Raw genomic sequence first — 25,183 nt, 5'->3', positions numbered from 1 at the left:
GTCACATGGCATAATTGACTGCCAATTCGCGACTTAAGAGAATTAAAGTTGCGCCCTATAATTGTTGCAGTATTTTAGTATTAGAGGAATTTGGCTATGGCAAAAATTATTGAGACAAGCACAGGTGCATTGGCACTAACTTTTGATGACGTGCTTTTACAACCAGGCCATTCGCTCGTTATGCCTAGCCAAGTAAATCTTAAAACACGTATTGCAGCGGATATTGAATTAAATTTACCACTTCTTTCTGCTGCAATGGATACGGTGACAGAGTCGCGTTTAGCGATTGCTATGGCTCAAGCTGGTGGTCTTGGTGTTATTCATCGGAATATGTCTCCTGCAGAGCAAGCTGAAGAAGTGCGTCAAGTGAAAAAATTTGAGTCTGGTATGGTTGTCAATCCAGTGACAATTGGTCCTGATGCAACACTTGAAGAAGCCAAGGCTTTAATGCGTTCTCATAGTATTTCAGGTATTCCAGTTGTCGAAAGTGATGCTAAAAGTGGAATTTTTGGTCGACTCGTTGGCATTTTGACTAATAGGGATGTGCGTTTTGCGTCGGATCCAAAACAAAAAATCCGTGAACTAATGACACATGAAAATTTAATTACAGTGCGTGAAAATGTTCAACTGGATGAAGCAAAATATCTTTTACATCATCACCGTATTGAAAAGTTACTTGTTGTAGATGAACAAAATCGCTGTGTTGGTTTGGTGACAGTGAAAGATATTGAAAAGGCACGGTTAAATCCGAATGCTGCAAAAGATTCTCAGGGTCGTTTACGTGTTGCTGCTGCAAGTAGTGTGGGGGATGAAGGAATTGAACGGGCTGAACGGTTAATTGATGCGGGTGTTGATCTATTAGTGATAGATACGGCGCATGGACATTCTCAACGTGTATTGGACATGGTTGAACGTATTAAAAAAATGGCGATTTCTACAGTTGTTATTGCTGGTAATGTAGCAACTCCTCAAGCAACACAAGCTTTAATTGATAGTGGTGCTGATGCGGTAAAGGTTGGTATTGGACCTGGTTCTATTTGTACAACGCGAATTGTTGCAGGTGTTGGTATTCCTCAGCTTGCAGCTATTATGGGAGCTGCGGAAATTGCTGATAAAGCAGGAATTCCGGTTATTGCTGATGGTGGTATCAAAGCTTCCGGCGATTTTGCTAAAGCTTTAGCAGGTGGCGCTTGTGCTGCTATGATTGGTTCTCTTCTCGCTGGTACAGAAGAAAGTCCAGGAGAAGTTTATCTTTATCAAGGTCGATCTTTTAAAGCTTATCGTGGTATGGGGTCGGTTGGTGCTATGGCGAGGGGATCAGCAGATCGTTATTTTCAGGCTGAAGTTCAGGATACACTTAAATTAGTTCCTGAAGGTGTTGAGGGGCAGGTTGCTTATAAAGGTCCTATAGCGTCAGTTTTACATCAACTGGCAGGTGGATTGCGTGCTTCTATGGGGTATGTTGGAGCGCAAAATTTAGTTGAGTTTCGTGAAAAAGCAACTTTTGTACGTATTACGAATGCTGGTCTTTATGAAAGTCATACACATGATGTTGCTATTACGCGCGAAAGTCCGAATTATCGCGGTCCTATTTGATAAGTTAGCTAAATAGGTTAAAATTGTATTAGTATGAAGAAATTCTTGGAAGGAAATAATCTTAGCGTGCTGATCATTTTTTAAATAGTTTTCCTACTTAATTATGTCAGAACTATAAAAGGAAAGAATTGGATATTAATACTCCAATTCTTTCTGGAAGTTGTAGTTATCTAGAAGTTATATAAATGAAAAATTAGCTTTTTATGTTCTTCCGTCCTGCTTTCGATGCACATTGGCGATCGTTAACCAAACCACTTTGGACGGATTTCTTGCCACTGTTTGAGGGCATTTTATTTTGGCTGCCTTTGGATGCAGTTATTTTTCCATGACTAGAAGTTTTCATTATTTTCTCCTTTTTAATTATATGGCATACACCAGTGTAAAACAAACGGTCATGCTAGAGAGTAGTTCCAATAATTTTCCAAAAAGTTCACTTATGTTTTTTGAGGAGAAGAGATGAAGCTATATAATATTTTCAGACGTATTTTCATTTTTCACTGAAAAACAAAACTTTACGGGGTATCTCTGTTTCAATATTTAAGTCGCTTAGTGAGATGATAAATACTTATTTGTTAAGGATTTAATAATTATAATTCTCTCATAATCATAACTGGAATAGGCGCTTTATGGATGATAGCTTGACTTTTGGAGCCAAATAAAAAATTATGCATTTTAGAATGATGGAAAGCGCCCATAAGGATCATATTAAGATTAAGAGGCTCTACGTTATGAAGAATCATTTGCTCAAAATTAATTTCTGTTTTGAGGGATTCGGCATTAAATCCAGCAGATTGTAACCGTGCTAATGTTGCGTCAAAGCTATTTTGTATGGCTTGTGTTTGCCGCTCTGCCATCCCTAATATAAAAGTTATATTTTTGAAAGATTCTTGTGTGCAAATAAAATCAATAGCTTTCATAATTAATGGACCACCATCAAAAGCTATGAGAATTCGTTGAATAGGATGAAGGTGACGTGAGGCAACGAGGATTGGAAGCTCAGAAGAACGTACGACATTTTCAAAGTTGAGTCCTAACCGTTTTTTATCAGATGCTGTTTGTTCACCACGTTTTCCCATTACAATCATTGATGATTGATTGCTATAAATATTTAATGCATCCAGAAGAGTTCCATGACGTAGACGTGTTTCAACTTCGATTTTGCTATGAGAGTTGAGGTAATTTTTGGCTTCTTCTAAAGCCGCTTGTCCGACTTTTTGAGCAAAAAGTGCTTTAGCAAGAGTGGGATCTTTCTGTTCTAGGGTCGACAGGTCTGGGATATTATTGTTAATATCCATTTGTTGTGTATTTGGTAAACTAATTTCTTCTTCTGATTTATCCAATACATGCAACAGTCGGATTGTTGTTTGCATAGATTTAGCAGCCCATAAGGCTAAGTCACATACAGGGTTTGCATATATTGAAGAATCAATAAGAGCGAGTATAGGTTTTTTCATTGCTAGTCTTTCGATGTTTTGGTGTTATAGAATGCGTCATTAGCTTCATTATCTTCGTTAAGGTTTATAAATTATAAAAATGATGATCCCTCTTTCGCTTTAGAGTAAAACATTTTAAATCAGAACACTAGAACTATTCTATTCGGCTTTAAATATCAGTTTTTAGATTGTTTTAAAGTTTATGCTAAAAATGGTAAGGTAATTTTTGTTTTTAAATTAAATCATTTAGATTTTAGAGGGAGAAATGAATGCGATTGGGTGGGCGATTGCAGGCGGCAATAGATGTTCTAAAAGAAATAGAAATGCGTTATCGTCCTGCGGGTGAAGCTTTAAAAGATTGGGGGCTTTCTCATCGTTTTGCTGGGGTAAGTGATCGTGCAGCAATTGGTACAATTGTGTATGATGTTTTAAGGCGGCGTTATTCGTTGCAGTGGCGTATGGATAGTGATAATCTTCGAGATTTAGTTTTTGGTACTTTGTTCGATTCTGGTATGATGACAATTGAGCAAGTTGATAAAATTTTAGAGGGAGATCGATTTGCACCGCAATTATTAGCACCTCAGCAGAGGCAAGCATGGCAACAACGCCAGTTAGTAAATGCTCCAGACTACATTCGTGCTGATATTCCCCAATGGTGTCAAGCTCATCTGTATCCTTTATTTGCAGATAATTGGATTAGGGAAGCTGCTGCTTTAGCAACACGTCCTTCTTTAGATTTACGTGTGAACAGTTTAAAGGCAACACCTGAGAAGGTACTCAAAGCATTAGAAAAAACAAAAGTTAAGTCTTTTTCATGGTTTCAGCAAGCGTTAAGGATTGAACCGATTGAAAAATTTAAGCGCCATCCTAATGTTCAAGCTAAACCTGCTTTTCAAAAAGGATATTTTGAGATACAGGATTTAGGATCTCAAATTGTTTCTTATCTTATAGAAGCAAAAGCAGGTATGCAGTTATTAGATTATTGTGCAGGAGCTGGGGGAAAAACATTAGCTTTAGCTGCCAATATGGATAATCGAGGCCAAATTTATGCTTATGATTCAAAGAAGGTCCGCTTGGCTCCTATTTTTAATCGACTTCGGCGGGCTGGTATTCATAATGTACAACCACGAGCGCATAAAGAAGAATTAAAATCATTAATAGGTAAAATGGATATCGTTTTATTGGATACTCCATGTAGTGGGACAGGAATATGGCGCCGTCGTCCAGATGCGAAATGGCGTTTGACATTACAACAATTGAAACAACGTCAGGAAGAACAGTTTGCTATTTTGAATGAAGCCTTGATTTATATAAGGCCAGGAGGGCGTTTAGCTTATATTACATGTTCTCTTTTTAATGATGAAAATGAAGAACAAATTTCCCGCTTTCTTCAAAAGCATTCTAATTTTTCTCCAATTAATATGCAGACACTTTGGCATCGACATTTTAGCCATTCGATTATACAACCAGTATTTTCAAATTATGGACTGACTTTATCACCAGCAGCAACTAAAACAGATGGTTTCTTTTTATCTATTTTACAAAAGGAACTCTAATGCGTATTTTGACTTTTTTATTTCGTACTTTTATTGCGAAGAACCTTTTTCTTATATCAATAGACTTGTGAAAAGAGAAAGATTGAATAATACATTTTTTTATTTTAGATAATTTTGATTGGTTTTTTATGAGCATATTGCGTTCAGATACTGTTCTTATCATTGATTTTGGTTCACAAGTTACGCGACTCATTGCACGGCGGGTGCGAGAATTAGGCGTTTATTCCGAAGTTGTTCCTTTTCAATTTGCTTTAGAGGAGTTTAGGCGAATTAAGCCTCAAGCTGTTATTTTATCAGGCAGTCCTTATTCAACTGTCGATGACGGTTCACCACGTGTTCCGATGGAGATTTTTAACGCTGGTATTCCGGTTCTTGGCATTTGTTATGGTGAACAAGTCATGTGTATTCAGCTTGGCGGAAAAGTTGAAGCAGGACATGAACGTGAATTTGGACGTGCTTTGTTAGATGTAAAAAAAGAAAGTGCTCTTTTTGATGGTGTTTGGGAGAAAGGATCATGCCATCAAGTTTGGATGAGTCATGGTGATTGTGTAGTTGCTTTGCCAGAAGGTTTTCATGTCATCGGAACATCAAAAGGGGCTCCTTATGCTGCTATTGCTGACGAAAAACGACGTTTTTATGCAGTGCAATTTCATCCTGAAGTTGTTCATACAACGGATGGTGCGAAACTCTTACAAAATTTTGTTCATAAAATTTCAGGTCTTAAAAGTAATTGGTCAATGGCCGCTTATCGTGAGCAGGCAGTTGCTGCGATACGCAAGAAGGTTGGAAAAAGTCGTGTAATTTGTGGTCTTTCAGGTGGTGTTGATTCATCAGTTGTGGCTGTATTACTTCACGAAGCTATAGGTGATCAACTAATATGCGTTTTTGTCGATCATGGGTTGATGCGTAAAAATGAGGCAGAAGAAGTTCTTAAGCTTTTCCGGGATCATTATAATATAAAACTGGTTCATGTTAATGCTGCTAGTATCTTTATTAATGCGCTTGAAGGTGAAATAGATCCAGAAAAAAAGCGAAAAATAATTGGTCGTCTTTTTATTGAAGTTTTTGAAGAAGAAACAAAAAAAATAGGAGGTGCTGAGTTTTTAGCACAAGGAACACTTTATCCAGATGTCATTGAAAGTGTTTCAGCGATTGGTGAAGCTGTAACGATTAAAAGTCATCATAATGTAGGTGGGTTGCCAGAACGGATGAAGATGGAACTTATAGAACCATTGCGTGAACTTTTTAAGGATGATGTTCGTTCTTTGGGGCGAGAATTAGGTTTACCTGAGCAGTTTATTGGACGTCATCCTTTTCCAGGACCTGGTTTGGCAATTCGATGTCCAGGTGCAATTACGCGTGAAAAATTAGAAATTTTGCGTGAAGCAGATGCTATTTACCTTGATGAAATCCAAAAAGCTGGTCTTTATGATAAAATTTGGCAAGCTTTTGCTGTTCTTCTTCCTGTTCAAACCGTTGGTGTAATGGGTGATGCACGCACTTATGAATTTGTCTGTGCTCTTCGTGCTGTAACATCTATAGACGGTATGAGTGCTGACTTTTATCCGTACGATATGGAATTTTTGAGTAAAGCAGCAACACGTATTATTAATGAAGTTCGAGGTATTAATCGTGTTGTTTATGATATAACTTCAAAGCCTCCTGGCACTATTGAGTGGGAATGATTAAAATCAAAAATAGTAAAAATATAGTGTCTTTAGGATTTAGAATTGTAGAAAGTCAGGAAATAAAAAGAAGAAAATTATTATAGGTCTTTATTCATGATTGCAAATCATCATTAAAGGCATTTTAACGAGTATCGTTTGACATTAAGAGAAGTGTAAATAATATGCTTAGACAAAAAATTATTGCTCATCGTGGTGGAGCTAGTCTTTATTCTGAAAATACACTTTCAGCATTTCGCCGTGCGATTGCATTGGGAGTGGATGAAATTGAATGCGATATTCATCTTCTTAAAAGTGGTGAAGTTGTTATATTTCACGATTTTTCCCTTGAACAATTGGTTGGGAAAAAAGGATATATCCATGAGATTGATAATGAAACACGTCAGCAACTCTGTGTGAAAGGGAGTACTGAAGCACCTCCTTTATTGGAAGAATTGCTTGATCTTTTAGTGTCAACCGATGTAGCACTTCATCTTGAAATTAAAACATGTGGTGAGGTTGAGCGTGAAACTCTTTTATCTCAAAAAGCGCTTGAATTGATTAAAAGTCGGTGCTTAGAAAAACGAGTTTCAGCAATTAGTTTTGATGCCAGGAGTCTTCGTCCTTTTATTGAAGCAGGAATACCATCGGGGCCATGTATTGATAATTTTAAAGGTGATATATCTTGCTGTTTTTCTGAATGGAAAAAATTGGGGTATTCTGATCTAAGTTTGGATAGCTCTATTGTATCACGAAACTTTATTGAAGCCGCTCTTGATGCTGGCTTCACTGTAGGTGTATGGACAGTCAATGGGGTGTCTCGTTTGTCACATTGGCTTGATATACCAGTGCATTATATTACAACGGATCAACCTGATCTTGCTTTACGATTGCGTTCACAAAAATAAAAGATTCAATGATTGTTGACATTGATACTCTTTATAGGGTGAGGATTTATCACTTATATTTTTAAATGTCCACTTTTGAAAGATTGCGAACGATTTCTATTATTTCTAAATTAGCGGTGGTAAGCCTTTCAAATTAATTGGTAAGTAGGATTACCAACGGTTTCAACAGCATAGAGATTAGTATCATTAGTAGTATAATACTCTATCGATCTTAACACATTAGCATTCTATTACCCATTCAAAAGCAGGCTTGCCATTCACGACATAGTTATAGGTTTAAAGAGGGATATCTGTAATTATGATATTGCTGCTGTAAATCCTGTAGATTTATCTTTTATCTTATTTTTACTAGCGAATTTCATTTCTGTAATGTAATAAAGCTCTTCAGGATTAGGGATATCCGCAAGTTTACGATCACTTTTTTGAAAGTAACTCAATAAGGCTCTACGCTTTCATTATTTACATGTAAATAACAAGGTTTCTGTCCAGCAGTAAAACAAATGTCCGCAAATTCCCAATGCTTTTTATGCAAGGGATACGAGGCAATTCTTTAGAAAAGTGATAGCAATACGAGTGCGGTAATCTTCTGAATACAAAAGTTCGTAAACATAATAAAATAAATCATCTTTTTTAATATAAATACGACTTTGATGATAGGTTTAGGAGTTCATCTAAAAATTATCAAATTACATTTTATCATTTATTTTATAAAAGTGTGAAATAATTTATAATAAATTTTGTGTTTTGATAAAGATGAAAATGATAAAAGGGGAACTCTGCTTATTGATTAATTGATATAGAATTCAAAATTTTCCCAGGTTGATTATGTGCGTTTTCCTGTGTGTTTATTAAAAGTATGAAAATTCTGATTGGGAACAGTAAAGCTTAATTTTTGTCCATAATCGTTTGTGAGACGCTCTTTTATTTCAACAGTGAAAATAATATTATTCCAACGTGTTAAAACGTGACATCCTGTACCTACTGGTTTTATGAGTTCAATTTGTGCATGAAAAACAGGCCCTTTTTCCGGATATTCACCCAACAAAGTAGCTTCTGGTCTAAATGCTAAAATATCAGTTTCTTTGTTACAAGAAAATGAGCTGCCTAAATATTGTTCTAAGATCTGACGATCAAGAAAATTAATAGGAGGAGAACCAATGAAGCCAGCAACAAAGGTTGTGGCTGGGTAATCATAGATTTCCATTGGAGTTCCAATTTGTTCAATACATCCCTTATTCATGACGACTATTCTATCGGCTAATGTCATAGCTTCTAATTGATCATGTGTAACATAAAGGCTCGTTGTTCCTAATGAACGCTGGAGTGTTTTAATTTCAATGCACATTTGGGCACGTAATTTCGCGTCAAGATTTGAGAGTGGTTCATCAAAGAGAAAAACACGTGGTTGACGAACAATAACACGCCCCATTGCAACACGTTGGCGTTGTCCTCCTGATAATTGCCGCGGTTTACGGTCGAGAAATGGTTCTATTTCCAAAAGCTTTGCAGCATGGGCGATACGTCTATTCATTTCATCTTTAGGAGTTTTTCTATTTTTGAGGCCATATTCCAGATTTCCACGTACAGTCATATGTGGATAGAGTGCATAATTTTGAAAAACCATAGCAATGTCACGATCTGCTGGTTCACGATTATTAATGAACTCATTGTCAATATAAAGTTCACCGGAAGTAACTTGTTCAAGTCCAGCAATAATACGTAATAGAGTTGATTTTCCACATCCCGATGGACCAACAAGAACGAGAAGTTCTTTGTCAGAAACAGTTAAGTTTAAGTCATTAATAACCAGACTATCATTGTCATACTTTTTTATTACATTTAGTAGTTGGATTGTAGCCACAATTATTTCTCCGTTTCAATGAGACCTTTGACAAAAAGCCGTTGCATGAAAATAACTACTAAAACAGGCGGAGTCATAGCAACAACTGATACTGCCATGAGGATGTTCCATTGAGGATCATGTTGAAGTGATTCAACAACAAGTTGTTTTAAGATAACAAGAATGGTTTGATGGTCTTGATCCGTTGTAGCAATAAGAGGCCAGAGATATTGTATCCATCCGTAAATGAACATAATGATAAATAAAGCAGCAATATTGCTTTTGCTGAGCGGAAGAAGAATATCCTTAAAAAATTTCAATGGTCCTGCGCCATCAACACGGGCAGCTTCTAAGAGTTCATCAGGAACAGTGAGAAAAAATTGACGAAATAAAAATGTGGCGGTTGCTGATGCAATTAATGGAATAATCATTCCACTATAGGTGTTTATCATTCCTAGCTGTGCTACTATTGCATATGTTGGAATGATGCGGACTTCAATGGGAAGCATTAATGTAATAAAGATAAGAGCAAAAGCAGTTTTACGAAAGGGAAAGCGCATATAGACGATTGCATAAGCAGAGAAGAGTGAAATAGTGATTTTTCCAATACTAATACCAATAGCCATAATGAATGAGTTCATTAAGAGTGGCCAGAGACGTGGAAGGCCAAGTTGTACAAGGCCATCACCAAAGATTGTTTTATAGTTTTCTAAACCATATTGTCCTGGTAAGAGAGGAAGGGTTCCTGCGTTAAATGTTGCTGAATGATGGGTTGATGCGATAATGGCAACGTAAACTGGAAAGCAGATGATAAGAATACCGATAATGAGAATGAAATGGGTTAAAAATTTCAAAAAAGGACGGTTTTCAACCATGACCTCTCTCCTAATATTGGACACGACGTTCAATCCAGCGAAATTGGATTAATGTTAAAATAATAACCATTAGCATTAATATGGTTGATTGTGCAGCTGATGCACCAATCATTTGATTTTTAAAGCCATCTTCATACACTTTATAAACGATTGTGCTCGTTGCACGTGCAGGCCCTCCAGAAGTCATGTTATCAATAATACCAAATGTATCAAACATGACATAATTGACGTTAATAATAAGAAGAAAAAAAGTTGTTGGCGAGATTTGAGGGAAAATTATAGTCCAAAATCGTTTAAAAGGGCCAGCACCATCAATGGCTGCGGCTTCTATTTGTGAGTGAGGAACAGATTGAAGACCAGCAAGAAAAAAGAGAAAATTATAGGAAATCTGTTGCCAACTAGCTGCAATCACAACCAGAAGCATAGCTTGAACGCCATTAATACGATGGTTCCATATAATACCTATTTTTTCAAGAAGGAAAGGAAAAGTTCCAATAGTTGGGTGGAAAATAAATAACCATAATATACCTGCTAATACAGGGGCAACGGCATAGGGCCAGAGTAAGAGCATAGTATAAGCTTTTTTTGCACGGATAACACGGTCAACAGAAACAGCTAGAAGAAGTGATATTGTCATTGAAACAAGAGTGACAGAAACAGAAAATATAATAGTTGTGAGCAGTGATTGTATATAAGTGGTGTCAGAGAAAATAGTCATGTAGTTTTCAAGACCAATAAAGGCTGTTGAAAAACCAAAAGGATCTTCGCGTTCAAAGGATGATTTTATTGCTTGAGTGGCAGGCCAAAGAAAAAACAAAAAAGTTATTGCAAGTTGAGGAAAGAGTAGCCAATAAGGAAGGAGGCTATTTCTGAAATATGCATGTTTTTCTTGCATGTGCAGGGCTCTTTGATAAGAGTCATCGGAAGAAGAAAATTGAAATACATCGACTTTAAAATCGAATTTTTCAACCTTGAACAATGATCATGAAACTTTAATGATTGGCTTTTTCAAACTCACGTAAAAGCTTATTACCGCGTTTAACTACTTCATCTAATCCTTCTTTTGGTGATTTGGAACCATTGAGAACGGCTTCTAATTCTTGATCAAGAATAGAACGAATTTGCGGTAAGCTGCCAAATCTTATCCCTTTTGAATTTTCTGTTGGTGGATTTAGATTAATTTGTTGAATGGCAATATCTGCACCTGGATTCTTATCATAAAAATTTTGTTCTAGACTTAACTCGTAAGCAGCTTTTGTGATGGGAAGGTATCCTGTTTTTTGATGCCATTTAGCTTGATTGTTTGCTTGCGAGAGAAATTTAAGAAAAGCTGCTGCACCTGCATATTCTTTAGGTGTATGACCTTTTAAAGTCCAGATAGATGCACCACCAATAATTGAGTTTTGTGGAGCATCTTTTACATCAGCATAATAGGGAAGGATACCAAATCCAACATTGAATTGGGCTTCTGAAAGAACTCCACCACGTGATCCTGACGATTGTATCAAAATCGCACAGCTTTGCGCCATAAACATTGGTACTGAATCGAGTGCGCCAGCTGGGCCACCGTAACGAAAGATACTTTGATCTGACCATCTTTTAAGGTCAGTCCACATGCGTATTTGCAAAGGTCCGTTCAATGTTAATTCTGTATCAAGTCCATCAAGTCCATTTCTTTTTGTTCCTATAGGAATATTATGAAATGCTGAAAAATTTTCCATGCCAATCCATTGGGCAGCATAAGTCATTGTGAAACCACAACTTGCAGCTTTGTTATCAAGAATTTTTCTTGAAAAATCTTCTATATCTTTCCATGTTTTAGGTGGTTGTTCTGGATCAAGTCCTGCTTTTTTAAAAATATCCTTATTATAAAAAAGAATCGGTGCAGAAACATTAAATGGCATAGAGAACATACGTCCCTGAGCATCAGAATAATAGCCACTGATAGCAGGTAAATAGTCTAAGGTATCAAATTCTTGCTTTGTATCTGCCATGAGTTGGTAAAGTGGATAAATTGCACTTTTTGCAGCCATCATAGTGCCTGTACCAACTTCATAGATTTGGGCCAGAACCGGTTGTTGTTTTCCTCGGAATGCTGCGATAAGTGATACCATACTTTCTTCATACTCACCGCGAAATGAAGGAACAATTTTGTAATCAGATTGACTTGTATTAAAATCATTAATGAGATTTTCAGTTTGTTTTCCTAGATCTCCACTCATAGAATGCCAAAAGCTGATTTTTGTTCGTGTAAAACCGGTTGTTGCTGCAGTTATAGCAATCATAAATGCTGCCGTAGAAAGATAAAGACGATTCATGATTCACCCTTTTTGAATTGATGGAATGCAGTTTTCCAGGACTATTAATATAATTCATGAATATATCATGACGGTTCTATTTGAGAAAGATGTCAGTTCATTTAAACATGAACCATGCAAAGGTCAAACGAATTTGTATAAATTGACCAGTTTTACAACTTTTATGATTGTTTCGATGTCGTTGTAAAGTAGGCTTATAAAATGGCAATAATTCCGCAAAAATGAAAAAAGATAATCAGAGAGGCAAACAGTCAAGGATGTTTAGATAAGGTAATATAATCTTTAGGTTTATTGTTTACATTCCAGTAATATTATGTGTCTTAATGTTTGCTTATCGCATTGATGATGGTGTTAACATTATATTCCATCATATCAAGATAAGTTGCAGCAGGGCCTTCTTTTTCTGATAATGCATCAGAATAAAGTATGCCACCAATTTTTAAACCTGTTTCTTTTGAAATTTGTTCTGTAAGACGAGGATTAGAGATATTTTCAATAAATAATCCCGATACTTTATTGTTTTTAATTTGTTTGATAAGTTTGGCAACATCGGCTGCAGTAGCTTCTTTTGAAACGCTTTCGGGAGCAAGGATGGTGAGATCGTATTCATGAGCAAAATAACCAAAGGCATCATGAGATGTGATAATGGTTCGCTTTTCTTTCGGAAGAGTAGACATTTTTTTTGCGATGGTTGCATGCATTGCTTTTAGTTTTTGAATATAGATATGAGCATTTTTATTATAATTTTCACATGATTGTTGATCGATTTTACAGAAGGCAATAGCGATATTTTTGACGTAAATTTCAACATTGGGAATAGTGTGCCAAGCATGTGGATCAACACTACCGTGATAATGTGTCATCCTATTGTGTTTTTGGTGTTTAATTTCGAATGGGGAAATATTAGCACTAACTTCTACAAGAAGTGCTTTTGTTCCGGTTACTGTAGTGAGCCGGTTCATGAAACCTTCTAAATACAGACCGTTGATGAAAATAATATGAGCATTTTTGAGAGTTTTTGCATCACGGGGAGTAAGCTCGTAGCTGTGGATGCTTGTATTAGGACCAACAAGGGTAGTGATTGAAATATGATCACCTCCTACATTTTTTACCAAGTCTGCAAGAATCGAAAAGCTTGCGACAACATTAATTTTTTGATGTGCAGTGACAGAAAGCGGGAAAAGGGGCAATAGGAGAGAGTTCAGTAGAACAAATTGTTTAACAAATTTATGCATGTTGTTTTCTTATGATGGAAGGGATGTATAAAAAAGGCGAGGGAACCAGGTTATAATAAGTCCGCGTGGGCTTATAAGACAGGTGATAAGATAGATAGATCCCGCTACTATAATAATAGAAGCACCAGAGGGAAGGGATATATGAAAAGAAAGCAGGAGGCCAAATAAACTGGAAATTATTCCTAAAATAATCGATAATATACAGATAGGGCCCAAACGCGAAAGCCAAAAACGAGCAGTGATTGCTGGAATTATCATAATGCCGACTGACATGAGCGTGCCTAGTGATTGAAACCCACCAACTAGGTTTAATACCATGAGCCCAAGTAATAATATATGAACATATTTTCCTAGTGGAGAAAGTGATTTAAAAAATAATGGATCAAAACTTTCTACTACAAGAGCTCGCCAAAAAATACAAAGATTACTTATTGTTATGAACATTATAAAAGTAATCAACCAAAGGGCTTGTGTGTTAATAGAAAGTACTGAACCGAATAAAAGGTGCAATAGGTCAATTGTTGATTCTTTGAGTGAAATGATCGTGACACCTGTTGCTAATGCAAAAAGATAGAAGACTGTCATTGAAGCCTCTTCTTTTTGAAAGCCATTTCTTGAAATCAAAGCAGTTGCTAATGCGACAATAATACCTGTTCCAACGCCACCAATAGTCATGAATATGGGAGAAAAACCGCAAAAAAGAAAAGCGATTGCAACACCAGGAAGAATAGCGTGTGAGATCGCATCACCTGTTAAGCTCATACCGCGTAACATTAAAAATACTCCAATGGGGCAAGCACTGATTGCTAATAAAATAGAACCAATTAAAGCATTTTGCATAAATTGGAAATCAATAAAAGGTGCGAGAAAAAATGCGTACATGTATGATAATCCAGTTTAAATAAAACTACTTGACAGAAAAAGCTTGTTCTTGGGGATTGATATGGAAAAAATTGGATATGAGAGATGGCGTCACAAGATGATTGTTGGTGCTTAATAACTGTGTCGTTTCTCCATAAAAAACATGTTGTTTATTGATGTGAATCGTTTGTGGAAAATATTTTTGAACAATAAAGGGTTCATGGAGCGCTATAAGAATTGTGCGGCCTTGTTGTCGCCATTGAGTAATCAGTGTAAGGAGATCATTTTGAGTCTTAAGATCTATACCGTTGAAAGGTTCATCAAGCAAGATAATGTCAGAATCCTGCACAATAATACGTGCAAAAAGAGCGCGTTGTAATTGGCCACTTGATAGAGTACCAAGTGGATGGTGTGCTAATGCTGTAAGTCCAACTATTTCTAGTGCATTTTGAATTTTATATTGATAGGAACGTTGGCTTTTCCATAAGCCACAGAAAGACCATAGTCCCATTTTGAGTAGTGTTTCTACATCAATTGGGAATGTCCGATCAATATCACAATACTGTCCAAGGTAAGCAATACGGCTTCTCGTTGATTTTGTAATTTTACCACTAATCGGTTTAATTAATCCGGCAATAGTTTTAAGAAATGTAGATTTTCCAGAACCATTATCACCAGTTATTGCAATTAATGAACCCGTTGTTAGTTTTGCTGAAAATTTTTTTATAACAATTCTGTTTATATAGCCTAATGTCACATTGTCGAACTGTAAGCGCATAATTTATACTATTCCTTATATTTCTCCTAAAAAGTTATGTTATATAATTACATTTGTCAATAAAATGTTATATTATTACCTATGTTTTTAGGAGATTGTATACGGTAGTGTGAAGGTCGTGGAAAATTTTAATTAGCTTTGAATTTTTCTTGACGAAATCATGTGTATGTATACTATATATAGTATCAGAATGATTGGTGATTCAAAATAAGCGCTAAATTAAGTGTGTGTCTGTTTCATTTGAGACCAGATTGTTCCCGTAGTATAGTATAGTACCAATTTTTAGAGTAGCAGTTCAATTAGAATATTGCCTTAGGGAGGATTTTTTTTGTTCATTGTCTATGTATTATATTTTTTACAGTGAGAAAACAAATGAATACCTAAACAGGGTAGCTATAAAGTTAGTTTGTTGTGTGATGCGTTTAATTGGAAAATAGTAGAAGCAAGAAAAATGCGAATAGCTAGTTGTTGTGTAATAGAGAGCAATTATTTAGCCTGTAAAGCCTTTGTTTATTTGCGTTATATTTTTGTTTTTAAGAAAATGTGGTAATTTAAATCTGCATCCAAGGGTTTATTAAGTCATTTTTAATTGAAATATGACGTAAGATCTTTTTGTACATAATTACTATTTTTGTTTATTGTGTGAGTATTGTGAAATTATCAGAATTAATTTTTTTCTGATTTGTTTTTTTGAATTATGGAAGTTGGAAAGAATGATCACTATTTATAGTAAACCATCTTGTGTTCAATGCAATGCCACCTACCGTGCCTTTGATGCCAAGGGTATTGATTATAATGTTGTTGATATTTCTCGTGATGAACAAGCGTATAGTTTTGTTCAATCTTTGGGATATCGCCAAGTACCTGTAGTAGTTTGTGGTGACAATCATTGGTCAGGTTTTAGGCCAGATATGATTAATGGTCTTTGTGGCTAATGGGCCTTATTGTTTATTATTCGAGCGTAACGGGTAATACTGAACATTTTGTTTCTCAGCTTGGTCAACGGCTTTTCAAAATTGATAAAAAAAGTCCGTCGATATTGGTCAATGAGCCTTACGTGTTGACTGTGCCTACTTATGCAGATGGTAAAGGTAGATTGGCTGTTCCAAAAGCAGTTATTCATTTTCTTAATGAAGGAGAAAACCGTAAATTGATTCGGGGTGTTATTGGTGGCGGAAATCGTAATTTTGGTTGTTATTATAATTTAGCGAGCAAGATCATTGCAGAAAAATGCCGCATACCTTGCCTCTATCGTTTTGAGCTGCGAGGAACTGAGGCAGATGTTATTTGTGTTAAAAAGGGATTGGAAAAATTTTGGAAGCAATAAGTGTAAAAAAATTGGAGACGCCAGATCAAATTACAGATTATCATGCACTCAATGCGATGCTTAATCTTTATGATGAGAATGGTCATATTCAATTTGATATGGATAGACTTGCTGCTCGGCAGTATTTTCTTCAACATGTTAATCAGAATACGGTTTTTTTTCATAATTTAAAGGAGAAAATAGATTACCTGGTAGAGGAAAATTATTATGAGAGAGAATTATTTGAACTTTATGATTTTTCTTTTATCAAAAAGCTTTTTAAACGCGCTTATGCATTTAAATTTCGTTTTCCTACTTTTCTGGGTGCATTCAAATATTATACGAGTTACACATTAAAGACTTTTGATGGTAAACGCTATCTTGAGCGTTATGAGGATCGTGTTTGTCTTGTAGCTTTATATTTAGCACAAGGGAATAAAGTCCTTGCTGAGGGGTTGGTTGATGAAATTATTATAGGACGGTTTCAACCAGCAACACCAACATTTTTGAATGCGGGCAAGAAGCAACGAGGTGAATTGGTATCGTGCTTTTTATTACGTGTTGAAGATAATATGGAATCAATAGGCCGTTCGATTAATTCAGCTTTACAGCTTTCGAAACGCGGCGGAGGTGTGGCACTTTGTTTAACTAACTTACGAGAAGCAGGGGCACCAATCAAGAAAATAGAAAATCAGTCATCAGGTGTTTTACCTGTGATGAAAATGTTAGAAGATGTATTTTCTTATGCTAATCAACTGGGTGCGCGACAAGGAGCTGGTGCTGTTTATTTGCACGCACATCATTTAGATATTATGAAATTTTTGGATACGAAGCGAGAAAATGCTGACGAAAAGGTTAGAATTAAAACACTTTCACTTGGTGTTATTATTCCTGATATTACTTTTGAACTTGCTCGTAATAATGAGGATATGTATCTTTTCTCATCTTATGATATTGAGCGGGTTACAGGAAAACCTTTTAGTGATATTTCTTTGACAGAGCATTATCGCTCTTTTGTTGATAATTCAAAGATACGTAAAAAGAAAATAAGTGCACGGGTTTTCTTTCAAACATTAGCGGAAATTCAGTTTGAATCAGGATATCCATATATTTTATTTGAAGATACGGTCAATCGGGCTAATTCAATAGCAGGTCGTATTAGTATGAGCAATTTATGTACAGAAATTTTGCAGGTGAGTGAAGCAAGTGAACTAGAAACAGATTTAACTTATCGTGCTGTTGGTAATGATATATCTTGTAATCTTGGCTCAATGAATATTGCAAAAGCGATGGAGAGTAATGATTTTGGGAAAACAGTGGAAATAGCTGTTCGTGCTCTAACAGCTGTTTCTGATATGAGTAATATTGCTTGTGTGCCTTCTATTGCGAAGGGAAATGCCGAAAGTCATGCGATTGGTTTGGGGCAAATGAATCTACATGGTTTTCTAGCACGTGAAAGGATCTATTATGGAACGCCGGAAGCAATTGATTTTACCAATATCTATTTTTACACAGTCACATATCATGCATTGCGTGCTTCTAATTTAATTGCGCGTGAACGCCAAAAAATGTTCGTAGGGTTTGAAAGATCAGCTTACGCAGATGGGCATTTTTTTACAAAATATATTGAGAAAGAATGGAAACCACAATTTGAGCTAGTACAAGAGCTTTTTACACGTAATAATATCGTTATTCCGAGCCAAAAAGACTGGCAAGAGCTTAAACAATTAGTTACTCAATATGGACTTTATAATCGCTATCTTCAGGCTGTACCACCTACGGGATCTATTTCCTATATTAACCATGCGACTTCTTCTATTCATCCGATTGCTTCAAAGATTGAAATTCGCAAAGAGGGAAAAATTGGACGTGTTTATTATCCTGCTCCTTATATGGATAATACGAATTTAGAGTTTTATCAGGATGCTTATGAAATTGGGCCTGAAAAAATTATTGATACTTATGCTGTAGCTACGCAGCATGTTGATCAAGGTCTTTCATTAACGTTATTTTTCCCCGATACAGCAACTACACGTGATATTAATCGTGCGCAAATTTATGCCTGGAAAAAAGGTATAAAGAGCATTTATTATGTACGGTTACGGCAGATGGCATTGAGTGGAACAGAAGTTGATGGTTGTGTTTCGTGTAGCTTATAGGAGATGATTATATGACCAAAATTACAACCAAAAATCCTGTTGTTCGTGCTGTAAATTGGAATAGACTACATGATGAAAAAGATCTTGAAGTTTGGAATCGTTTAACTGGTAATTTTTGGTTGCCTGAGAAAGTGCCGCTGTCAAATGATATTCCTTCATGGGCTAGTTTGACAGAAGAAGAACGAAAACTGACAATTCGTGTTTTCACAGGTCTTACTCTCCTTGATACGGTTCAAAATACTGTGGGAGCTATTTCGCTTATGGCAGATGCTGTAACAGAACATGAAGAAGCAGTATTAACCAATATTGCATTTATGGAAGCAGTTCATGCACGTTCTTATTCCTCTATTTTCTCAACTTTATGTTCGACAGTGGAAGTTGATGATGCGTTTAGATGGTCAGAAGAAAATACTTATTTGCAGAAAAAAGCGAGATTAATACTTGAGCATTATGAAGCGAATGAACCGCTAAAGAAAAAAATTGCTTCAACTTTGCTTGAAAGCTTTTTATTTTATTCAGGTTTTTATTTGCCCATGTATTGGTCAAGCCGTGCTAAACTTACTAATACTGCTGATTTAATTCGGCTTATTATTCGTGATGAGGCTGTTCATGGTTATTATATCGGTTATAAATTTCAATTAGGCTTTGCGAACCTTGATAAGGCTAAAAGGCAAGAAATAAAAGATTTTGCTTTTAACATGCTTTTTGATCTTTATAATATTGAGTGTAAATATACTGAAAATCTTTATGATTCTATTGGATTAACAGAAGATGTTAAGGTTTTTCTTCATTATAATGCAAATAAAGCATTAATGAATTTAGGTTTTGAAGCTCTTTTCCCACCTGAAGTGTGCCGTGTTAATCCTGCTATTTTAGCAGCCTTGTCACCGAATTCTGATGAAAATCATGATTTCTTTTCAGGGTCAGGTTCTTCTTATGTTATTGGTAAAGCAGTTGCAACTGTTGATGAGGATTGGGCGTTTTAATGAGTAAAGGAAAAAAGAAGCGCACGAGGTATCCCGTTTAAGTCTTCGCGTATTTTTAGACATTTAAATCCATTTTTTTCAAATAAATCACAAACTTTTTTTTCCTGGGAATAGCTAATTTCAACAGCGATATGGCCCTTCTCTTTTAAATAATTTTCTGATTCATGGGCGAGCTTTCGATAAAAATCAAGGCCATCTTTTCCACCAATCAGAGCGCGCAGAGGGTCGTGTTGACGCACTTCTTTTGCAAGATTTTTAATTTCTTTTTCTGGAATATAAGGGGGATTAGAAATAATAAGGTCAAACTGTCCCTTGATCGAATCAAACCAATTACTGAGAAGAGGTGCAAAACGGTGGGCAACATTTGCATGCTGTGCATTTTTTGTAGCTGTTTTTAAAGCATCTTCGGAAATATCAACGGCTACAGCATAGGTTTGAGGAATTTGCTTGAGAATTGCAATGGCGATAGCTCCACTTCCTGTTCCCATATCAAGCAGTGTAGCTTGTTCTGATTTTTCTAGATGTGTTTTGAGGATTGGTACAACAAGATCAACAAGTGTTTCTGTATCAGGACGTGGTTCTAAAGTATCTTTGGACAAGGCAAATGGTATGCCGTAAAATTCTCGTGTTCCTATAATACGGTAGACGGGTTCGCCTGCAATACGGCGATTTATAGCTTGTTCTAATTGTACAAGCTGTTTAGAAGATAGACACATATTGGGTCGAAGAATTCTATCAGATGCATTAGTGCCTGTTATCCATTCAACGAGTATTTTTGCGTTAAGATCGGCTTCAGAAATTCCTTTATGTCGTAATTTTTCTTGTGTTTTCTGAATAGTATTGCTGAGCGAATGATCGTTCATCTATTATAACTCCAATTCAATAAGGAGTGTTGTCTGATGATCAGAAATGAGTGCATTGATCAGCTCATTTAAATCTCCTTCCATGATACGATCAAGTTTATATAGAGTCAGATTAATACGATGATCAGTTACACGTCCTTGTGGAAAATTATAGGTACGAATACGTTCTGATCGATCACCAGAGCCAACTTGAGTTTTTCGGGATGCTGAACGTTCACTTTCTGCTTTTTGTCGTTCAATATCGAATAAACGCGCACGTAAAATTTGAAGTGCGCGCGCACGATTTTGATGTTGTGATTTTTCTGCTTGTACAACCATAATTCCTGTTGGAATATGTGTAATACGAACAGCTGAATCTGTTGTGTTGACATGTTGCCCACCTGCACCAGATGCACGCATTGTATCAATGCGGATATCTTCTGGGCGAATTTCAATATCAATCTCTTCCGCTTCTGGTAATACTGCAACAGTGGCGGCTGATGTATGGATACGTCCTCCTGTTTCTGTTTCAGGGATGCGTTGCACACGATGGACACCTGATTCAAACTTAAGCTTAGAAAATACGCCTTTTCCTGAAATGGTAGCAATAATTTCTTTATATCCACCGACTTCGCCATCACTCAAAGAAATGACTTCAACTTTCCAGTTATGAGTATTAGCATAACGTTCATACATACGGAAAAGATTTCCTGCAAAAAGTGCTGCTTCTGATCCTCCTGTTCCTGCTCGAATTTCAATAATAACACTTTTTTCATCAGCAATGTCTTTGGGTAAAAGAAGAATTTGGAGTTCTTGCTCAAGTTGTTGAACTTTTTGATATAATGATGATAGCTCTTCTTGGGCCAAATTACGCATTTCTGTATCTGTTTGTGTATCACTGATTATAGTTTCGAGCTCTGCTATTTCTTTACAGAGAGAATTTAATGCTCGTATAAGAACTATAATTGGCTGTAATTCTGCGTATTCGGAAGCTAGTTTTACATATGTTTCCGCATTTGGGTTTTCAGCCATTTGGCTTTCAATTGTTTCGAAGCGTTTTTCAAGCTGCTTCATGCGGTCTTTTGGCAAAGAAACCATGGCAATATTGGCCTAATTCATTAAATGTTAGAAGTTGATAATATTATACCATTATATTGTAGAGGGTGATAAAGAAGAAAAATACTCTTGCCAATCAAATTATAGAATTTTAGAATAAATTTATGTAAAAACTTGATGTGCATAAGTAATTTCTTTCATTATACACGTAGGTCTATTAATTTAGGAATTGCGTTTTTTCCCGTAAATTTCAAGACGATGATGAACGATATTATAACCAAGGGAATGGGCAATTTCTTCTTGCAGTTTTTCAATGATAGCAGAATGAAATTCAATAGCTTCTCCTGTTTCTATATCAATAAGATGATCATGATGTTCGCTTTTTGCTTGTTCGAAACGAGAAGGACCTCCATTGAAGGCGTGACGATGAATTGTTCCATTTTCTTCTAATGTTTTCATTGTGCGGTAAACAGTTGATAGCGAAATACTGGAGTCTATTTTATGAACACGCTGAAAAATTTCAAACGCATTCGGATGATCATCTGTATCGGCTAAAACATCAAGAATAATACGTCTTTGACGTGTTACCCTTAAACCGGCAGTCCGTAATTCTTTTTCATAACTTTGTTTAATCATTTAATTCTTTGACTTTTTAGGTAAAGGATCCATGACAATGTTTATATTTTTTTCTTGAACCACAAGGACAGGATTCATTTCGTCCAATTTTTCCCCATGTTGTTGGATCATTAGGATCGCGTTTTGGGGGATTGACTAACCTATTTTCGTTTATCTGTGTCCACGCTATGGTATTATTTTTTTCGCTCTGAGTATTAGAAGAATATTGGGAGCGGGGTTTTTCAGGGGTTTGTGATTCTATGGGCTGTTGAATAATTTCAAAATGCATGAATTTAGAAATAAAATTTTTACGGATATTGATGAGCATGGTTTGAAAGAGTTCGAATGACTCTGTTTTATATTCATTGAGAGGATCTCGTTGTGCATAACCACGGAAGCCAACAGCAGAACGTAAATGATCTAAATGAACCAAATGTTCACGCCATAACATGTCAATTGTTTCAAGAAGTATAGCTTTATGAAAGTAAGCAATTACTTCTGGACTATAGCGTTTAGAGCGCTCCTTTTCAAAATTCTCAACAGCCTTTGTGATGCGTTCTACAATTTGCTTTTCTGCGATTCCTTCTTCGCTTGCCCATTTTTCTATTGGAAGGTTCAAATTGAAAATCTGATATAGTTCCTTTTGTAAACCTTGCACATTCCATTTTTCTGCGTATGCTCCATATGGAATATGGGTTTCTACCAGATCTTCAATTACTTCATTACGCATTTCAACGATCATTTCAGTTAAATTTTCTGCGTTCATGATTTCCATGCGTTGCTCAAAAATAACTTGGCGTTGATTATTCATCACATCGTCATATTTTAAAAGATTTTTACGAATTTCGAAATTTCGTGCTTCAACTTTTTTTTGAGCTTTCTCAAGAGCTTTATTAATCCATGGATGGGTAATGGCTTCATCTTCTTTTAGTCCAAACTTTTGCAGCATACTATCCATACGATCAGAGCCGAAGATACGCATGAGATCATCTTGAAGAGAAAGAAAAAATTTCGAACGTCCAGGATCACCTTGACGCCCAGAACGACCGCGAAGTTGGTTATCAATGCGACGACTTTCATGGCGTTCAGTTGCGATGACATAAAGGCCCCCCGCAGCTAACGCTTTCTCTTTAAGTCGTTGAACATCTTGCTTAATTTCTTCAATTTTAGCGATTCGTTCTGGACCTTCAGGCATATTCTGCAATTCTTGTCGAATACGTATTTCAACATTACCACCAAGTTGTATATCGGTACCACGACCTGCCATATTGGTTGCAATAGTCAATGCTTTAGGGACACCTGCTTGCGCTATAATATGTGCTTCCTGTTCATGATAGCGAGCGTTCAAAACTTGAAAATTAGTAATACCTTTTTTCCGCAAACGTTCTGCCAATTGTTCTGACTTTTCAATAGAAGTAGTTCCAACTAGAATAGGTTGTCCTTTTTCATGAGCTTGGCGAATATCACGGACAATGGCTCGATATTTTTCCTCTGCTGTTCGATAAATTTCGTCATCTTCATCGCGGCGTTGAACAGGTAAATTTGTAGGAACTGCAACGACATCAAGATTATATGTATTATTAAATTCTTCAGCTTCCGTTGTAGCCGTTCCAGTCATACCAGATAGTTTTTTGTACATACGAAAATAATTTTGGAAAGTAATAGAAGCTAAGGTCTGGTTTTCTGGTTGAATAGTGACATGTTCTTTGGCTTCTAATGCTTGATGCAATCCTTCAGAGTAGCGTCGTCCTGGCATCATACGGCCAGTAAATTCATCAATGATAACAATTTCACCATTGCGGACAATATAATCTTTATCACGGATAAACAATTTATGCGCTTTTAGAGCGTTGTTAATATGGTGAACAATCGTAACATTTTCTATGTCGTAGAGGCTTTCATTTTTGAGATGCCCAGCTTTTTTGAGCATTTCTTCAATTTTTTCAGTACCAATTTCAGTAAAAGTTGTTGTTTTTTGTTTTTCATCTATTTCGTAATCTTCTGGTGTTAGGAAAGCAATAAATGCATCAATAAGATTATAAAAGTCGGTACGATCTTCTAGAGGACCAGAAATAATAAGCGGGGTTCGTGCTTCATCAATAAGAATTGAATCAACTTCGTCAATAATTGCATAATGATGATCACGCTGCACCATTTGGCTACGGTCAAAAGCCATATTATCGCGAAGATAATCAAATCCTAATTCATTATTTGTTGCATAGGTAATATCACATGCATAAGCTGTTCGACGAGAATCATTATCAAGATTATTGAGAATAACACCGGTTGTCATTCCTAAAAAATTATAAATTTTCCCCATTGTTTCAGCATCGCGACTGGCAAGATAATCATTGACTGTAACAACATGGACACCTTTTCCTTCTAATGCATTAAGATAAACTGGTAAGGTTGCCATTAATGTTTTACCTTCGCCGGTACGCATTTCAGCAATCCCTCGGTTATGAAGAACCATTCCACCAATGAGCTGTACGTCAAAAAGACGCATGCCATAAACACGTTTCGCTGCTTCACGGACAGTTGCAAAGGCTTCTGGTAAGAGCGAATCAATCGTTGTTCCTTCAGTTAACCGTTTACGGAATTCAACAGTTTTTTGACGTAATTCTACATCGCTTAGTTTTTGTAATTGTTCTTCTAAGGCATTAATTTGTATTGTTTTTTGGCGAAGTGCTTTAAGGCGGCGTTCATGAGCCGAACTAAACAATTTATGCGCAAGAGCACCTAAACTGACCATTTCTGGTCCTTTCTTTCATTTGTTGTCACCGCAATCGGGTGTTTATACATTGTACCTATTACTCTGAATCACTTAATATTTTTGATATAACAAAATACGAGCAGTGTTTTTATATTGATTTATGTGTAGTATTTTTCATTTTATTTCTAAAGTAGAGATTAAGGGGCTAAACTCATTGTGTCAACTTTAGTGATATTATTTGAATAGCAAGGTATGGAGTAATTTAGGGTATAATGTGACATTTTTCTATATTATTATGTTTTGTATTATCTGGAATTAAAGCGTAATAAGATAAAAGGATCAGTTTTTGTTTTTGTGAAATAAAATTGTTAATTTATCTATGTTTAGGTTTTAAAATGCTATGGTAAAAAAGTTTGAATTTGAAAACGCATTTATTTTTTAA

General features: G+C 36.0%; 20 protein-coding genes. 8 read left to right on the top strand and 12 right to left on the bottom strand.

Annotation, left to right across the window (positions count from 1 at the left end; all coding sequences use genetic code 11):
- Window positions 1-96: 96 nt before the first annotated feature.
- On the top strand, window positions 97-1,596 hold the full coding sequence (gene guaB / locus T420_RS0106060; protein WP_013545399.1) for an IMP dehydrogenase: 1,500 nt from the start codon (window positions 97-99) through the stop codon (window positions 1,594-1,596).
- A 587-nt stretch (window positions 1,597-2,183) separates the two neighbouring features.
- Here the strand turns inward: guaB and T420_RS0106050 are convergent.
- The gene (locus T420_RS0106050; RefSeq protein ID WP_013545397.1) at window positions 2,184-3,050 is read right to left on the bottom strand and encodes a universal stress protein; all 867 of its coding nucleotides are present in this window, start codon (window positions 3,048-3,050) and stop codon (window positions 2,184-2,186) included.
- Window positions 3,051-3,298: 248 nt separating this feature from the next.
- On the opposite strand from T420_RS0106050, the gene T420_RS0106045 reads away from it, so the two are divergent.
- The 3 genes from T420_RS0106045 to T420_RS0106035 all read left to right on the top strand — a co-directional run bounded on the left by T420_RS0106045 (window position 3,299) and on the right by T420_RS0106035 (window position 7,157).
- Complete coding sequence (locus T420_RS0106045) at window positions 3,299-4,585, top strand: RsmB/NOP family class I SAM-dependent RNA methyltransferase (RefSeq protein WP_013545396.1); 1,287 nt, start codon at window positions 3,299-3,301, stop codon at window positions 4,583-4,585.
- 128 nt (window positions 4,586-4,713) lie between these two features.
- Window positions 4,714-6,270 carry a glutamine-hydrolyzing GMP synthase gene (gene guaA, locus T420_RS0106040; protein WP_013545395.1) on the top strand — a complete coding sequence of 519 codons (1,557 nt, stop codon included), beginning with the start codon at window positions 4,714-4,716 and terminating at the stop codon, window positions 6,268-6,270.
- Window positions 6,271-6,434: 164 nt separating this feature from the next.
- On the top strand, window positions 6,435-7,157 hold the full coding sequence (locus T420_RS0106035) for a glycerophosphodiester phosphodiesterase (protein WP_013545394.1): 723 nt from the start codon (window positions 6,435-6,437) through the stop codon (window positions 7,155-7,157).
- Between the two features lie 823 nt (window positions 7,158-7,980).
- Here T420_RS0106035 and T420_RS0106025 read toward each other — a convergent pair.
- The 7 genes from T420_RS0106025 to T420_RS0105995 form a co-directional block, all read right to left on the bottom strand.
- Window positions 7,981-9,018 (bottom strand): sn-glycerol-3-phosphate import ATP-binding protein UgpC, encoded by a 1,038-nt coding sequence (locus tag T420_RS0106025; RefSeq protein ID WP_013545392.1) that lies wholly within the window; start codon window positions 9,016-9,018, stop codon window positions 7,981-7,983.
- A 2-nt stretch (window positions 9,019-9,020) separates the two neighbouring features.
- Window positions 9,021-9,872 carry a sn-glycerol-3-phosphate ABC transporter permease UgpE gene (gene ugpE, locus T420_RS0106020; protein ID WP_013545391.1) on the bottom strand — a complete coding sequence of 284 codons (852 nt, stop codon included), beginning with the start codon at window positions 9,870-9,872 and terminating at the stop codon, window positions 9,021-9,023.
- A 10-nt stretch (window positions 9,873-9,882) separates the two neighbouring features.
- Window positions 9,883-10,767, bottom strand: a complete 885-nt coding sequence (gene ugpA, locus T420_RS0106015; protein ID WP_026501227.1) for a sn-glycerol-3-phosphate ABC transporter permease UgpA — start codon at window positions 10,765-10,767, stop codon at window positions 9,883-9,885.
- 97 nt (window positions 10,768-10,864) lie between these two features.
- A complete protein-coding gene (gene ugpB / locus T420_RS0106010; protein WP_013545389.1) occupies window positions 10,865-12,190 on the bottom strand; it encodes a sn-glycerol-3-phosphate ABC transporter substrate-binding protein UgpB in 1,326 nt (441 codons plus the stop codon).
- A 320-nt stretch (window positions 12,191-12,510) separates the two neighbouring features.
- On the bottom strand, window positions 12,511-13,425 hold the full coding sequence (locus T420_RS0106005) for a metal ABC transporter solute-binding protein, Zn/Mn family (protein WP_013545387.1): 915 nt from the start codon (window positions 13,423-13,425) through the stop codon (window positions 12,511-12,513).
- A gap of 9 nt (window positions 13,426-13,434) precedes the next feature.
- Window positions 13,435-14,307, bottom strand: a complete 873-nt coding sequence (locus tag T420_RS0106000) for a metal ABC transporter permease (RefSeq protein WP_013545386.1) — start codon at window positions 14,305-14,307, stop codon at window positions 13,435-13,437.
- Between the two features lie 25 nt (window positions 14,308-14,332).
- On the bottom strand, window positions 14,333-15,064 hold the full coding sequence (locus T420_RS0105995) for an ABC transporter ATP-binding protein (RefSeq protein WP_013545385.1): 732 nt from the start codon (window positions 15,062-15,064) through the stop codon (window positions 14,333-14,335).
- 713 nt (window positions 15,065-15,777) lie between these two features.
- On the opposite strand from T420_RS0105995, the gene nrdH reads away from it, so the two are divergent.
- The 4 genes from nrdH to nrdF are packed head-to-tail and all read left to right on the top strand — an operon-like array spanning window position 15,778 to window position 19,515.
- Complete coding sequence (gene nrdH, locus T420_RS0105990) at window positions 15,778-15,999, top strand: glutaredoxin-like protein NrdH (RefSeq protein ID WP_013545384.1); 222 nt, start codon at window positions 15,778-15,780, stop codon at window positions 15,997-15,999.
- Complete coding sequence (gene nrdI / locus T420_RS0105985) at window positions 15,999-16,391, top strand: class Ib ribonucleoside-diphosphate reductase assembly flavoprotein NrdI (protein WP_013545383.1); 393 nt, start codon at window positions 15,999-16,001, stop codon at window positions 16,389-16,391. Before nrdH ends, nrdI begins: the two co-directional genes overlap by 1 nt.
- Complete coding sequence (nrdE, locus tag T420_RS0105980; protein WP_026501226.1) at window positions 16,379-18,529, top strand: class 1b ribonucleoside-diphosphate reductase subunit alpha; 2,151 nt, start codon at window positions 16,379-16,381, stop codon at window positions 18,527-18,529. The genes nrdI and nrdE overlap by 13 nt, the downstream gene beginning before the upstream one ends.
- Window positions 18,530-18,540: 11 nt before the next feature.
- A complete protein-coding gene (gene nrdF, locus T420_RS0105975; RefSeq protein WP_013545381.1) occupies window positions 18,541-19,515 on the top strand; it encodes a class 1b ribonucleoside-diphosphate reductase subunit beta in 975 nt (324 codons plus the stop codon).
- Here the strand turns inward: nrdF and prmC are convergent.
- From prmC to secA, 4 genes are all read right to left on the bottom strand, one after another.
- Window positions 19,512-20,378 (bottom strand): peptide chain release factor N(5)-glutamine methyltransferase, encoded by an 867-nt coding sequence (gene prmC / locus T420_RS0105970; protein ID WP_013545380.1) that lies wholly within the window; start codon window positions 20,376-20,378, stop codon window positions 19,512-19,514. The two genes, nrdF and prmC, sit on opposite strands and share 4 nt — an antisense overlap.
- A 3-nt stretch (window positions 20,379-20,381) precedes the next feature.
- Window positions 20,382-21,455: a peptide chain release factor 1 gene (gene prfA, locus T420_RS0105965; RefSeq protein WP_013545379.1), complete on the bottom strand. Its 1,074-nt coding sequence runs from the start codon at window positions 21,453-21,455 to the stop codon at window positions 20,382-20,384.
- 180 nt (window positions 21,456-21,635) lie between these two features.
- On the bottom strand, window positions 21,636-22,049 hold the full coding sequence (locus T420_RS0105960) for a Fur family transcriptional regulator (RefSeq protein ID WP_013545378.1): 414 nt from the start codon (window positions 22,047-22,049) through the stop codon (window positions 21,636-21,638).
- A gap of 16 nt (window positions 22,050-22,065) precedes the next feature.
- Complete coding sequence (gene secA / locus T420_RS0105955) at window positions 22,066-24,780, bottom strand: preprotein translocase subunit SecA (protein ID WP_013545377.1); 2,715 nt, start codon at window positions 24,778-24,780, stop codon at window positions 22,066-22,068.
- Window positions 24,781-25,183 lie beyond the last annotated feature (403 nt).

The organism is Bartonella clarridgeiae ATCC 51734 (assembly GCF_000518185.1).
In the GTDB taxonomy this organism is placed as follows: Bacteria; Pseudomonadota; Alphaproteobacteria; order Rhizobiales; family Rhizobiaceae; genus Bartonella; species Bartonella clarridgeiae.
Note: the sequence above shows the minus strand (reverse complement) of the source record. Positions and strands in the feature narration are given on the sequence as shown.